Source organism: Bacillus cereus group sp. N31, from assembly GCF_016483245.1.
Taxonomy (GTDB): Bacteria; Bacillota; Bacilli; order Bacillales; family Bacillaceae_G; genus Bacillus_A; species Bacillus_A toyonensis.
The window spans coordinates 55,518-69,589 of sequence record NZ_JAEHCH010000002.1 but is presented as its reverse complement, the minus strand read 5'-3'; the positions used below and the strand labels follow the sequence as shown (position 1 = coordinate 69,589).

The following is a 14,072-nucleotide window of genomic DNA, read 5'->3' as shown; positions in this document are numbered from 1 at the left end:
TTTAGCTGTTTTTTCTTTTTTGAACTTGTACGATAAAATCCTTCTCATATTTCTTACCATTTATATAAAAAGTTCCCCACAGTTTATACGTGCCCTGGGCAGGAAATGTAATACGATACTGTAATTGCTCATCCGTATCAACAGGCATAGCGTATAAAAAGTTTTCCCTCGTTTCATCTACGATATAAAGAGTTTCCTCTTCTCCTCTCTCTGAATGTAATTTCAATTTTTCACCCTTTTTTGCTTGAAACTGAAATGTTAACGTCACCGGCTCATTCGGATGTAATGCACCGAATAAAAGAGAAACTTCATGCTCTCCAATTTTTTTTGTAAGTACACTATCGACTGGCAGGTTCACCTTCTTCTTATTTTTTTCTTCTTTTTCTCTCCCAAAATCTGTCTTCGCGAATGATTCTACTGACTTATTTTTGTCTTCATATAAAAATATTGTATACGCTTCACCTTTCGCTATTTTGGAAGATAACTTATATGATCCATTCCCTGCAAATGTAGGTTTAATCTGTTGTATATGTTTTAACTGTTCATCTACAATAACTGCCCGAATTTGATCATTTACACCACGAACCTCATTATTCTTTTTATTTAGTAATTGAAACAAAATATCTACTTTATCATTTCCTTTTCCATTTGATACATCCCATTTTACTTCTTGAACATCTCCTACCGTCTCTACGGTTTCCTGATACTTTTTTATGTAAAATCCTCCCGCCACAATAAGTACCAAAGCTACAAGTCCAATGACAAGATTTTTCAAAAAATCACCTACCATTTTTATTGTCTCTGTTTATACAAAACTTCTTTCATATATATTCTAGATTATGATTTATGAAATCCTCCTCTTTTGCACATATTACAAATAATTAAAAAGATTTTAATTGAACGGATTCGTAGTGTATAATGCAAATGATATTGATTTCTATCAATACATTATAAGGAGGACTTTTCATGAGTGTACATATTGAAGCAAAACAAGGCGAAATCGCTGAATCTATTCTATTACCTGGTGATCCATTACGCGCAAAATATATCGCTGAAACATTTCTAGAGGACGTTACTTGCTATAATAACGTGCGTGGTATGTTAGGTTTCACTGGAACTTATAAAGGAAAACGTGTATCTGTTCAAGGTACAGGTATGGGTGTTCCTTCTATTTCTATTTATGTAAACGAACTAATCCAAAGCTACGGAGTTAAAAATTTAATTCGTGTTGGGACTTGCGGTGCAATTCAAAAGGACGTAAAAGTACGTGACGTTATTATTGCAATGACAGCTTGTACTGATTCGAATATGAACCGTTTAACATTCCCAGGTTTTGATTTTGCACCAGCTGCAAACTTTGACCTTTTAAAGAAAGCTTACGATGCAGGAACTGAAAAAGGATTACACGTTCGTGTTGGTAACGTTTTAACAGCAGATGTTTTTTATCGTGAAAGCATGGACATGGTTAAAAAACTTGCAGATTACGGTGTATTAGCAGTAGAGATGGAAACAACTGCTCTTTACACATTAGCAGCGAAATATGGTGTAAATGCATTATCTGTATTAACAGTAAGCGATCACATCTTCACTGGTGAAGAAACAACATCTGAAGAACGTCAAACTACATTTAACGAGATGATTGAAATCGCTTTAGATGCAGCAATTCAACAATAATACATTAAAGAACTCGTCATACGTCTGTCGAGTTCTTTTTATGTGACTTTTTATAAAAAACTACTTTAGAAAGAGACAGATTTCTCCCTCTACTTTCTTGTCACGTTTGTTATAATAAAGTGAAATCATTTACAGTATTTCTCATAAGAGGTGAAGCAGTGAAAAACAGAAGTATCGTCTTTAAACTATTTTTATTAACATCAACATTATTTACAATCATATTCCTCCTCTTTTTCCTAGGACAGTCTCTATTTTTAGAGAAATTTTATATTAATAAAAAAGTAAAAACCGTTCAAACTGCCTTTGAAAAATTCGTAGATAATTACGAAAAAAGCGGCAAAAGTTATGAGGAAATTAGAAAACTAAAACAAGAATTTCATGATAAAACAAATGCTGAAATGCAATTTTTAGATTCTAATGGCATTATTAAAAGTGACACCAATTACTACATTGATGTAATTGGTCCTAACGATACAACGTATTCCATTCCACTCAACAATATTTTAACACCTGAAGAATATAATAAATTTGAAAATTTAGGTTTAAAAAAAGATGGAATAATATCCGTCTTTGGATTCTTACACGGTAATATAATCACACCAATTTCATTAAAAACAAATTATAATCAGTGGAGCAATGGAAATATTACTTCCGATATGCAATTAATTGGTGAAAATCCATCTAAAAACAGACTTACAAACCGATATAAACAACAAGGATTTACTACGGTGGACTTTGAGGGTGTAATATCTAAATTACAGCTTCCTTCCAAGGCTGAGGTCCGTCTTGCAAATGATTTTGAAACATTACAAGCTGTTCAATCCTTTGCAAACACTATTAGACAAGGGATTTTCAATTCAAATCAACTAATCATATATCCCATAGATGCTGGCGAAAACTTAAAAAATCGTATCTTTGTAAAACCTATTATTGAAAACGGAAAAATTACAGAGTACGCCTTTGCGATAGTATCTTTGCAACCTGTTAATGAAGCGATGCTCGTTTTAAAAGATTATTATGTCTATGCCTTAATTATTGTGTTTCTCGTGATTATTTTATTATCCTTCTACTATTCAAAAATTATTGTGAAACCATTAATTAAGATTAATCGCGTTACAAAGAAAATGGCTAATTTTGATTTTAGCGAGAAACTACCTGTTACAGCAGACGATGAAATTGGCGGACTTTCCGGCAGTATCAATACATTATCTGTAAACTTAAAAGACAGAATTGATCGATTAAATGTTGCCAATACAAAATTACAACAAGATATTGAACGTGAACGTCAATTAGAGAAGACGAGGAAAGAATTCATTTCTGGTGTATCCCACGAATTAAAAACACCACTTAGTGTAATTAGAAGTTTCGCAGAAGGGATTCAAGATGGTGTTAGTAAAGATACAACGTATTATACAGATGTTATTTTAGAAGAAACAGAAAATATGAACAGACTTATTGTTGAAATGTTAGAATTAGCAAAACTAGAATCGGGTACGTACAAACTAGAAATGACAACATTCTCAATCGGTGAATTAATTCAGCAAGTCCATACAAAGTTATTATTTAGCATGGAGGAAAAGCAGTTACAAGTGGACGTCGATGCAGACACTTCTATATTTGTTAAAGCGAATCGTAGTCGTATTGAGCAAGTAGTTGTGAACTTACTTAGCAATGCAATTCGCTATACGCCCGATGGAGAAAGAATAAAAGTCTCTGTTATAGAAACCGAAGATACAGTAAAAGTCGAAATCGAGAATACAGGAAATCCTATCCCAGAAGAAAGTCTTGAAAAAATTTGGGATCGATTCTATCGTTTAGATGCATCACGTAGTCGTCATACTGGTGGTACCGGTCTCGGGTTATCTATTGTAAAAAACATTTTAGATCTCCATCATGCCAAGTACGGTGTATATAATACGAATAATAGCGTTGTATTCTATTTTAATTTACCAAATGTAAAAGAAGTCAAATAATTTGTCTTAATTTCACTAGGAGTTCACATGAAATTCACACTCTCCCTTTATAGTAAGAAACAAGTTAATCCTTTCCTTACACATATAAAAGAGGAGAGTGCGTGAAATGAAACAAGCAGGACAACCTATTCAAAGTGAAAAACAATTAGAAACTATCAAAAATATACTTTTACAATCTTCGAAACGTGATGGCTTATTATTCGTATTAGCCGTAAATTCTGGCTTAAAAGTAAGCGAAATCTTACAATTAAAAGTTAGCGATGTCATCGATGAAAACGAAAATGTTCGCCATTCCATTTTATTTTACAATGAAAAAGTAAAGAAACATAAATGGTTTGCTGTAAATGAAGACTTACAGCACGCAATCGAAGACTACATGAAAGAACGTAAAACTTGGAAACGCAATGAGCCATTATTAAAGTCTCAAAAAGGAACAAAATCTATTACGAGACAACATGCATGGTACATTTTAAACAAAGCTGCAAAAGAAGTTGGATTAGAAGGGATTAGCTCACATACACTTCGAAAAACTTGGGGCTATTGTGCATACAAATCAGGTGTTGACATTGCATTTTTACAACACTTCTTTGATCATAGTACTCCATCAAAAACTTTAAAGTATATCGGTATCGCTTAATACCTCTTATACATAAAAAAGGTTACCATTTAAAAAATGGTAACCTTTTTTATGTATCATATTCTCTTTTCTTTTCTTGTCTCTCTTATATTGTAGTGGTACTCTAATAATAAGGGGGAGAAATTATGAACACACTTACAATTGAATTACCGCAAGAAACGGCTGAAAAACTCGATTTATTAAAACAAGCTTATGAAAAGAAAACAGGTGCTAGCATTTCTGAGAGCACTCTCGTTCAAACACTTATCTCAAAAGAATTTATCCAAGCGATAACTCCTTTTGATTTACAACAATTTATTAATGGAAAAGAACAGCATTAATGCTGTTCTTTTTTTATTGCTATTTAAAATACAAAAAAATTTTACTTATTTTCCGAAAAACCATTGACAATGATAATGATAACCATTATCATTTATTATGAAGCCAACAATTGATGAATCAACCAAACGCTCAGTAACATTGTTACCCCTCTTTTTCATATAGAAAGGCACTGTACATTCCCCCTGTTTGTACAGTGCCTTTCTTTTTTTATCATCGCTCAAATAAATTTAATTGCTCAGGCTTTGGCTCACCATATGTAATGTTCATCATTTTCATAAGTTGTTTCGCATTATCCGCTGCATCCCCGCCCGAATTATTATTAAATAATACGTATATGTCCTTTGTCTTCTTTTTTAGTTGCTCTAGTCGTTCTACCCATTCTTCCAATTCTTTATTGTTGTAGCGATATAAACAGCGAACCGCCCTCCAATTTTCCCCTTTATCCAGCCAGCCATGAACGTTTCGACCATGAAAGCGGATTAATGTTATATCCGAATCCGTCGCCTCTAATACGAGTGGAACCGAACCAATTCCCGCTTGCGGTTCATCACAAATTGTATGAATCCATTTTTCTTTCTCTAAAAATTGTAGCGTTTTATCTCTCATTTCTGGATAAAACCATGTTTGATTTCGAAACTCTATCGCACATGGTAAACCTTCCATTTTCTCTTTCGTATATCGAAGGAAATCTACATTTTTCTTTTTGCAATCAAACCATGGTGGATATTGAAATAAAATTATTTTTAATTTATTCGCTTCTATTAAAGGAAGAATCGATTGTTTATACACATCAAACATCTCATCAAACGTAGAAAAAGGAGTTTCTCCTTTCATATGCCCTGTCATTCCTTGATACGCTTTTACGACAAAAGAAAAGTCTGTCGGTGTTTCCATCGCCCATTTCGTATAATTTCGTGCCGGTTGCATCGCATAAAATGAACTATCCACTTCGACAATAGGAAAATGTTCACTGTATGTTCGTAATTTATTTTTATTTTCATAGGGATCTATATATAAAGAATCATGATCTCCCCACCCTGTCACTCCAATGAAAAACAATCATATTCCTCCCTTTCAGTTTTCATCTTATATTCATTCTACTGATTTCCCAATCATCTTGGACAATCAAATTCATTAAGTAACTCTTTCTTTAAGAGTATCCGTATAAAAATATGATATACTAAATGGAAGAATTTTTAAATTGAGGGGTTATTTATTTATGCTTCCAACCGATGATATTTTATCTCATGAAAAACGAATAGAAGAACTAGAAAATAAAGTACGTTTTTATGAAGAACTTGTGAATCAATTGCCGCATCATTTCACATATAAAAATCCACATATTGGTTTGCAAATAAAGAAAACAAGAACAAATCATTCCATTCAAAACATACGAAAAGAGAATAAAGAAGCTGATTTTCAACTTACTTGCGATTCATTATTTTTATTTGAACAACTTGAAAAACACTTTGTTCATATTTTTGATGCTTTTTCACATCATGTAACCTTTATTGATAATAAAGGGAATATTACATTATGTAATCAAGCTGCTGCAGATGATTTTGGTGTAATACGAAACGAAATAATTGGAAAGCCAATTCAACAATTACTTAACTTACCTGAAGAAAAAATTAAAGCTATTGAAACCTTAAAAACAGGAACCGAAATATATAATGAAGAGGTTTTAGACAAAAACTATGGCATTATTAATAATCGAATTATTCGCGATTATAATGGAGAGATTTTTAGAGTTATTAGCGTTTTTCATTATTTAAACACAGAACGTGATGCAGAGAAATTTTCATTAGCAGGACGAATTGCCGCCGGGATTGCACATGAAGTACGCAACCCACTTACAACAGTACGGGGATACTTACAGTTTTTACAAGAGAGTGTATCTCCATCCAATAAAGAATTATTTAAACACTTACTTATTCCTGAATTAGATCGTGCAAATAGTATTATTACAAAATTTTTATCTATATCGAAAACACGCGAATTTAAAAGAGAACCGTTTCCCATTAATACATTTTTACGTGAATATATTCAACAGCTACTAGCAAGTGAGGTCTTTTTGCATAACATTTCAATTGATTATAATTTTTCTAATGAATTAGATGATATTTTAGTCCATATTGATCGCCATGAACTTGTTCAAGTGTTTTTAAACCTATTTCAAAACGCCGTTGATGCTCAAGGTGAAAAACCTCTTTCTATTCAAATCACTAGTTATCGCCTAGATAACTTCGTTCGGATTACTTTCACAGATAATGGAACTGGTATTCCTCCAGCTATTCAAGAATATATCTTTGATCCATTCTTCTCAACAAAAGATTCAGGAACAGGACTGGGCCTATCAGTAACGAAGAAAATTATTCAAAATCATAACGGTACATTAAAAATGACTAGTAATCAAGCCGGTACAACTTTCATTATTTCAATTCCAATTTTACCCAAAACAACCCTTGAAAGGTTGAATGAATACAAATGAGGTATTCCTCCACAAACCGCATGCCAATTGTTAGATATTCTCAACAATTGACATGCTTTTTTATGTTGAACTAATCTTCTTTAATTTCTATAAATCTTTCTCCATAACTTAATTGTTTTTGCTCGGTAGGCAAACTTCTTATTTTTTTAGAAATAGTAGTTTGTCCATCACGAATTTAGTATAAATCTCATCTTAATATATAGTAACGACTATTGATTCTATGAAAGAAAGGAATGAAAAGATAAACAATATAAATAAAGGAAAAGTATTTTATGGTAATGATTGTTGCGAAGTCAGAGCCTGTAGTCATATTAACATCTCTAAGTCCGAACTTACAGAATTCGTTAGACTTCTTCAAGCACTTGGTCAAGCTATTCAAGCTGTCTTTCAAACCCCTTCTCAAAATAATATAGATAATCTAATCGATGCCCTAAATAATCTACAAAAGTTCCTCAATTGCTTAGATTTATCTCCGGCACAAAAACAAATCGGAAGTTCTATTATCGCTAATCTATTAACTATTTTAAGAACAACACCTTTCTCATGCGGAGCATTGTACGTTGAGCTACAAAGCTTGCTAAGTTATTTAAAGTAGATTGTTGTACTATCGACAAATTAGTTAAACTCATAACAGAGATCCAAACTATTCCTAGTTCAATACGGATCAGATTGCCTTGGAGGAGGTGCTAGTAGGACTCAAGGGGCTTCTGGTGCCCAAGGACCGGCGGGCTCTCAAGGGCCAGCAGGCTCTCAAGGTGCTACTGGTCCAGCGGGTGTACTCCAATTCCTGTACCTATCGCGTCCATCGGAAACTCCAACGTACAAACTATATTTCCTGGAACAAACATCCAATTCAATCAAGTTTTTGAATTAAATAATATCACTTTCAACGATACTGCAGATACTTTAACAGTTTTAGAAACAGGCATATATGATATTAATTTCTCAGCGTCTACAACTTTCCCAGGCTCTTCACCGTTTGGATTCGGTATTTCCTTCAATGGTCAACCACCTACTCGTAATTTTTCAACTAACGTTATCGGTAGTGCTGTTTCTTTCTCTACAATCATTACTTTACAAGCTGGTACAACAATCGCTGTACAACCTACAGCGAATACTATTTCTATTCCTAACACAGGTGATACAACAGCGACACTATCTGTTTTCCGAATTTACTAATTTTCACTAAATAAGCGTATTTATAATAATATGCATCATTTGACTGTAAATTAAATTTCTCTTTTTATATAGAAAGGAGCACTTATTTGGGAGGATAAGTGCTCCTTCTTTACGTTTCTTTACCTCAAATTTACTCTATCTTAATCCTCATTTTGTATGATAAATAGTGAAGTCAAAGATATGAAAGAGGGATGAAAATGAGAGTTATGTCACTGATACGCATCTGGGTTGCTCTTATGGTATGCATTATTTTATGTGTAGGATTTTTTTTAACTCTAAAATATTCCACTATATCAAAAGCAGAGAGAAAAACAGTTCCATACAAGCTTTTGTATACAAAACAAAGTAACATCCCTTATTCCAATGCAGCAAATAATGAAAAAAAGGTTATAAAAGGAATGCTTATTACGAAAGCTTCTAGTTACGAAACGCTACTTCAAATTGCTGAAACGATTAAAGATCAGTATATAAATAAAGAAATTGATGAAATCACGCTTTCTATCCATAATGAAAATAATGGTAGTTATGAAGAAGAATTACCTTACGAACCTACTAGTAAAGGCAAAATCATTATCACATATGATTCTCAATCCTCTGGCAGTACGAACATTATACTAAACGAGTAATATCATTTCCCAATTGGTATGGGCTAATCATTAGCGGTGAATAAACATCCCTTAATGATTGAAGTTTCACTTTATTTTTCATACGAAAAAGAGGCGGATTTCGTTATTCGCCTCTTTCTTCTTTTACCAAAGTGATGGAATCCACTCTTTCACTTTATCAAACCACTCTTGCTGCTCTTGTTTTCTTTGTTGTTCCTGTTCTTTCCTTCTCTTCTCTTCTTCTTTTCTTCGTTTTTCCTCTTCGATTGTTTGCAATTGTTTTTTGTAGTCAGCCTCTGGTATTAGCGATAACTGGAATGCTTTTTGAGCTGGATTTGCATTTGCTTTTTTCATGATATCCCGGAACATCGTCGTCGTAATTTGACTCCCCCCTGGAACATAATGCTCGCTATCTGTTTTATCATATCCTACCCAAATTGCACCTACTAAATCTGGCGTATATCCAACAAACCATGAATCCTTTGCACCATTGCTTGGACCATTTACAATTTGAGTAGTACCTGTCTTACCCGCTGTATCAACATTATTAACTTTCGCTTTTTCACCTGTTCCCTTTTCGACAACACCTTTTAATAAATATGTCATCTTCTGAGCAATTTTTTCACTCGTCACCCGCGTCTCTTTCTTATACCATTTCCCAATCGTTTCACCTTCAGCGTTTTGAATTTCTCTAATTGCATGAGCCTCCACTTGAACACCATCATTTGCAAATGTACTATATGCTTGGGCCATTACAAATGGAGATGTACCTACATGCATTCCGCCTAAAGCAATCGGATACGTACGATCTTCTGGCACTATTGGAATACCAAATCTCTCTAAAGATTTCAATCCTTTATCTAATCCTATTTGTTCTAACAGCCAAACTGCTGAAACATTATACGACTTTGCCACCGCTTCATACATTGTCACATTACCATGGAAGGTAAGATCACTATTTTTCGGTTCGTATTCTTTAATACTAAATGGTTCATCTTTTAATATATCGTATACTTCATACCCTTGTTCTAACGCTGGTACATATACAGCAAGAGGCTTTAACGTTGAACCTGGTTGCCTTTTTAATTGAGTAGCATGGTTAAATTGTAAAAACTGATACGGCCCTCTGCCTCCAACTAAAGCTGGAACACCACCAGTTTTTGGATTCACAAGGACCACTCCTGTTTGCATGAGCTGATCTGAACCACTATCTTTAAAATAGTTATCATTATTCACAACATCTTCTACAGCTTGTTGTTTTTTCGAATCAAGCTCTGTATAAATACGATAACCACCTGCTAAAATCTCATTTTGTGTTAATTCGTACTTGTCCATTGCTTCTCTAACAATATAGTCTACATATTGAGAATATTTACCTTTGTATTTATCATCAACACCACGTTTTAATACAAGACCGGACTCTTTTTCTTTATTGTACTGTTCTTCAGAAATATACCCTTGCTCTTTCATTAAACTTAATACGACATTACGTCGTTCAATTGATTTATTAAAGTTTTTATAAGGCGAATACGCAGACGGCGCTTTAATCAAGCCCGCAATCGTTGCAGCTTCTGAAATTGATAAATCTTTTACATCTTTATCAAAATAAGATTTAGCTGCTCTTTTTATACCCCAAGCCCCTTCACCAAAATAAATTTGATTCATATACATTTCAATAATTTCATCTTTTGTATAAGTACGTTCTATTTTTTTAGTTAGAAAATATTCTTTTATTTTACGTGAGAACGTGCGGTCTTGTGTCAAAAATACATTTTTCGCAAGTTGTTGTGTAATTGTACTTCCCCCTGCTACAACTTCTCCTGCTGTAATATTTTTAAAAACCGCACTTATAATTCCACTATAGTAAATACCGTGATGGTTAAAAAACTCCTTATCTTCTACTGCAACAATTGCCTGAACCATAATGTTAGGAATATCTTTCCTTTTTACGCCTTCTGTTTTGGAAGAAGCCAATTTAGTCGCAACTTCATTGTTTGCATCGTAAATTAAAGTCGGTTGCGGAACAGCTTGTTTTAATTCAGATATGTCTTGAATGGAAATTATTATATTTATAGCAATAAATAGAGTGACGAGTAAACTGCCCAATACAATTAATGAATTGCGTAGTTTCTTCCTCTTATTAAACCACTCAAGCGTTTTTTTAAAGTGAGTGTTCTTCAATTTCATTCGTTCACTTCCTTCGTTTGTTTACACTCTTCTTTTCAAAAGGAAGAATATACCTCCTTTTAAATTTATTATAATAACGTAGTCCTTCCTATAGTGTAAAGCTTTTCTTTCACATTCATACTTTTTGCAAGAAAAGGACATTCTACAAGTAAGATATTCAATATCGATTATTAATATTATTAATACAACAATGAGAGTTATGTTAAGTTTTTGTAAACTTTTCGATAAAATGTTTTAAAAAACGACAGTTTTTTGTTAGAATTGACTAGCCAATATATTTTACATATATTACTTTTGTGGGGGTAACTAATAATGGTCTTTAAATCAAAAAAAGATAAATTTTCTGAAATGTTAATGAATGTTTCTGAAAATTTAAAAGAAGGCGCGCAATTTTTCGTGGAGTATAAAATTAAAAATGCTAGCGATTTAAAAGAGTTTTCTATGCGCATGAAAGAATATGAGTCAAAAGGTGACTCATTTATTCACGAAATCATTATGGAGCTAAACAAAGCGTTTATTACTCCTATTGAACGTGAGGACATCCTACAACTTGCAATGAGTATGGATGATGTATTAGACGGATTAGATCACAGTGCTGGTCTGTTCGAAATGTATTCTATTACAGAAGCTGATGAATACATGATTAAATTCGTAGAAGCAATTAATCAATGTGCAATTGAAATTGCAAACTCTGTTGAACTACTGTCTAAAAAGAAGTTGGTCGACATTCGTACGAACGCGATTAAGATTAAGGATTACGAATCACAATGCGATGATATTCGTCGTCATGCGATTAAACACTTATTCTCTCGTGAAAAAGATCCGATTAAGATTATTCAATACAAAGAGATTTACGAAGAGCTTGAAGAAGTAGCTGATAGCTGCCAAAGCGTTGCAAACGTATTAGAAACAATTATTATGAAGAACGCGTAAGGAGTTTGATCATGGATACACTCTTGATACTGACCGTTTTAGTAGTCATTTGCGCTTTAGCTTTTGACTTTATCAATGGATTTCACGATACAGCAAACGCTATTGCAACGGCTGTTTCAACGAAAGCTCTAAAGCCTAGACATGCAATTATTATGGCAGCTATTATGAACTTTTTAGGTGCAATGACATTTACAGGTGTAGCAAAAACGATTACAAAAGATATTGTTGACCCATTTGCTTTACAAAATGGTTCTCTGGTAATTTTAGCTGCTTTACTTGCGGCGATAGCTTGGAACTTAATTACTTGGTACTACGGTATCCCAAGTAGTTCTTCGCATGCAATTATTGGCTCAATCGCAGGTGCAGCTATTGCTGCTGCTGGTATTAGTTCATTAAACCTTAAAGGATTCATTAAAATTCTTGAAGCTTTAATCATTTCACCGATTATCGCTTTTGTTATTGGTTATATCGTATACAGTATTTTTAAAGTAGTCTTTAAAAACTTTAACTTAACGAAAACGAATAAAAACTTCCGTATATTCCAGATTTTCACTGCAGCATTACAAGCTTATACACATGGTACAAATGATGCACAAAAAGCAATGGGAATCATTACGATGGCTCTTATGGCCAATAACTATCATACTTCTAGCGACATCCCGTTCTGGGTACAATTATCTTGTGCAATTGCAATGGGTCTTGGTACTTCTGTCGGTGGATGGAAAATTATTAAAACTGTCGGTGGACAAATTATGAAAATTCGTCCTGTAAATGGTGTAGCTGCTGATTTATCATCATCACTTGTTATTTTCGGTGCAACATTCATTCACTTGCCAGTTAGTACAACGCACGTTATCTCTTCTTCTATTTTAGGGGTTGGTGCTTCTCATCGTGTGAAAGGTGTAAAATGGGGAACTGCAAAACGCATGTTAATTACTTGGGTTATTACACTTCCTATTTCAGCTTCATTAGCTGCGTTATTTTACTACTTATTACACTTAATCTTTTAATCAAAAGTCGTCTTCCTTATTTTTCTAGGAAGACGACTTTTTTGTGAACAAGCCTATTTCTTATTAAAAAGCGTGTATAATGATTGATGGATAAGTTATATAGAGGAGTTGGCAATTTTGGAATACATCATGTTACTTTTCATCGGATTAATCGCTGGGACCGTTGGGAGCCTAGTAGGGCTTGGGGGCGGAATTATTATCGTTCCGTTATTAATTGGATTACACAGTTTATCACCACAACTCGCAGTAGGAACTTCTATGGTAACAGTCGTTTTTACAGGACTGGCTTCTACCCTTACGTATATGAAACATAAACGGGTGGATTATAAAAGTGGACTTATTTTATTTATCGGGAGTGGCCCTGGTGGTATTATCGGATCATGGGCAAATAAATTTTTAAACCAAGATACATTTTCTTTATATTTTGGGATTTTCCTTATTTTCGTATCCATTCTTCTTATGCTACGAGACAAATTAAAACCTCTTTCCTTATCAAATATGTCTGTCATTAAGCGGTCTTTTACAGATAACAAAGGAAATACTGTACACTATCAATTCCCACCGTTTCTTGCTATCTTTATCGCCTTTATAGTTGGGTTTATATCTGGATTATTTGGAATTGGTGGCGGTGCCTTACTTGTTCCAGCGATGATGCTTCTTTTTGCATTCCCAGCACACATTGCTGTGGCAACTTCGATGTTTATCGTATTTTTATCAGCAATTGTAAGTTCTGCAACTCACATCTCTCTTGGAAATGTTAGCTGGACTTATGCATTAATTCTTATTCCTGGTGCATGGATTGGCGGAAAAATCGGGGCTTATATTAATACAAAATTAAGCGGTAATGCCGTAATTAATTTATTACGTATCACATTAATAATTCTTGGAACTAGATTAATCATTACTTCACTTTTATAACGCGTTCTTTCTAGAATGCGTTTTTTTATACACATGAATATAAAAAAGCTCCTAGGAGAACAAATAAAACTAAACAAACACTTAATAGCATAAAATTTGAAATATGTACCTTCTTCAAGTTGATCACTCCTATAGCTGCGACTG

The 14,072-nt window shown here is 33.6% G+C and carries 12 protein-coding genes and 1 pseudogene; 10 read left to right on the top strand and 3 right to left on the bottom strand.

What is annotated here, in order from left to right; translation table 11 throughout:
* Position 1 precedes the first annotated feature (1 nt).
* Positions 2–790, bottom strand: coding sequence for a hypothetical protein (locus JDS81_RS04635; RefSeq protein WP_142312454.1), 789 nt, complete (start codon positions 788–790; stop codon positions 2–4).
* 176 nt (positions 791–966) lie between these two features.
* Between JDS81_RS04635 and deoD the strand changes: the two genes are divergently transcribed.
* From deoD to JDS81_RS04615, 4 genes are all read left to right on the top strand, one after another.
* Positions 967–1,674, top strand: a complete 708-nt coding sequence (gene deoD, locus JDS81_RS04630) for a purine-nucleoside phosphorylase (protein ID WP_000110704.1) — start codon at positions 967–969, stop codon at positions 1,672–1,674.
* Positions 1,675–1,832: 158 nt separating this feature from the next.
* Complete coding sequence (locus JDS81_RS04625; protein WP_097954471.1) at positions 1,833–3,647, top strand: sensor histidine kinase; 1,815 nt, start codon at positions 1,833–1,835, stop codon at positions 3,645–3,647.
* Between the two features lie 106 nt (positions 3,648–3,753).
* Entirely contained in the window at positions 3,754–4,284 is a 531-nt protein-coding gene (locus JDS81_RS04620) for a tyrosine-type recombinase/integrase (RefSeq protein WP_000806240.1), read from the top strand.
* Between the two features lie 125 nt (positions 4,285–4,409).
* Positions 4,410–4,604, top strand: a complete 195-nt coding sequence (locus JDS81_RS04615) for a DUF3924 domain-containing protein (RefSeq protein ID WP_001094863.1) — start codon at positions 4,410–4,412, stop codon at positions 4,602–4,604.
* A gap of 211 nt (positions 4,605–4,815) precedes the next feature.
* Here the strand turns inward: JDS81_RS04615 and JDS81_RS04610 are convergent, their stop codons facing one another.
* A complete protein-coding gene (locus tag JDS81_RS04610) occupies positions 4,816–5,664 on the bottom strand; it encodes a DUF72 domain-containing protein (RefSeq protein ID WP_000465099.1) in 849 nt (282 codons plus the stop codon).
* A gap of 160 nt (positions 5,665–5,824) precedes the next feature.
* Here JDS81_RS04610 and JDS81_RS04605 point away from each other — a divergent pair, with 160 nt between their 5' ends.
* The 3 genes and pseudogenes from JDS81_RS04605 (at position 5,825) to JDS81_RS04595 (ending at position 8,901) form a co-directional block, all read left to right on the top strand.
* Positions 5,825–7,096 carry a PAS domain-containing sensor histidine kinase gene (locus JDS81_RS04605; protein ID WP_097954470.1) on the top strand — a complete coding sequence of 424 codons (1,272 nt, stop codon included), beginning with the start codon at positions 5,825–5,827 and terminating at the stop codon, positions 7,094–7,096.
* Positions 7,097–7,316: 220 nt separating this feature from the next.
* Positions 7,317–8,275, top strand: a pseudogene (locus JDS81_RS04600) (Gly-Xaa-Xaa repeat protein).
* Between the two features lie 197 nt (positions 8,276–8,472).
* Positions 8,473–8,901, top strand: a complete 429-nt coding sequence (locus tag JDS81_RS04595; protein ID WP_097954469.1) for a hypothetical protein — start codon at positions 8,473–8,475, stop codon at positions 8,899–8,901.
* A 123-nt stretch (positions 8,902–9,024) separates the two neighbouring features.
* On the opposite strand, the gene JDS81_RS04590 is transcribed toward JDS81_RS04595, so the two are convergent.
* Entirely contained in the window at positions 9,025–11,067 is a 2,043-nt protein-coding gene (locus tag JDS81_RS04590; protein ID WP_000769258.1) for a transglycosylase domain-containing protein, read from the bottom strand.
* A 312-nt stretch (positions 11,068–11,379) separates the two neighbouring features.
* Here JDS81_RS04590 and JDS81_RS04585 point away from each other — a divergent pair, with 312 nt between their 5' ends.
* The 3 genes from JDS81_RS04585 (at position 11,380) to JDS81_RS04575 (ending at position 13,928) form a co-directional block, all read left to right on the top strand.
* On the top strand, positions 11,380–12,000 hold the full coding sequence (locus JDS81_RS04585; protein ID WP_000231446.1) for a DUF47 domain-containing protein: 621 nt from the start codon (positions 11,380–11,382) through the stop codon (positions 11,998–12,000).
* Between the two features lie 11 nt (positions 12,001–12,011).
* Positions 12,012–13,010 (top strand): inorganic phosphate transporter, encoded by a 999-nt coding sequence (locus JDS81_RS04580; protein WP_000380277.1) that lies wholly within the window; start codon positions 12,012–12,014, stop codon positions 13,008–13,010.
* 117 nt (positions 13,011–13,127) lie between these two features.
* Positions 13,128–13,928 carry a sulfite exporter TauE/SafE family protein gene (locus tag JDS81_RS04575; protein ID WP_000455752.1) on the top strand — a complete coding sequence of 267 codons (801 nt, stop codon included), beginning with the start codon at positions 13,128–13,130 and terminating at the stop codon, positions 13,926–13,928.
* The last annotated feature ends 144 nt before the right edge of the window (positions 13,929–14,072 follow it).

What these genes read in the sequence shown, in the direction of transcription:
- JDS81_RS04580 (WP_000380277.1), top strand. Translation starts at nt 12,012, where the DNA reads ATGGATACACTCTTGATACTGACCGTTTTAGTAGTCATTTGCGCTTTA.
- JDS81_RS04635 (WP_142312454.1), bottom strand. Translation starts at nt 790, where the DNA reads ATGGTAGGTGATTTTTTGAAAAATCTTGTCATTGGACTTGTAGCTTTG.
- JDS81_RS04620 (WP_000806240.1), top strand. Translation starts at nt 3,754, where the DNA reads ATGAAACAAGCAGGACAACCTATTCAAAGTGAAAAACAATTAGAAACT.
- JDS81_RS04615 (WP_001094863.1), top strand. Translation starts at nt 4,410, where the DNA reads ATGAACACACTTACAATTGAATTACCGCAAGAAACGGCTGAAAAACTC.
- JDS81_RS04590 (WP_000769258.1), bottom strand. Translation starts at nt 11,067, where the DNA reads ATGAAATTGAAGAACACTCACTTTAAAAAAACGCTTGAGTGGTTTAAT.
- JDS81_RS04595 (WP_097954469.1), top strand. Translation starts at nt 8,473, where the DNA reads ATGAGAGTTATGTCACTGATACGCATCTGGGTTGCTCTTATGGTATGC.
- JDS81_RS04605 (WP_097954470.1), top strand. Translation starts at nt 5,825, where the DNA reads ATGCTTCCAACCGATGATATTTTATCTCATGAAAAACGAATAGAAGAA.
- deoD (WP_000110704.1), top strand. Translation starts at nt 967, where the DNA reads ATGAGTGTACATATTGAAGCAAAACAAGGCGAAATCGCTGAATCTATT.
- JDS81_RS04585 (WP_000231446.1), top strand. Translation starts at nt 11,380, where the DNA reads ATGGTCTTTAAATCAAAAAAAGATAAATTTTCTGAAATGTTAATGAAT.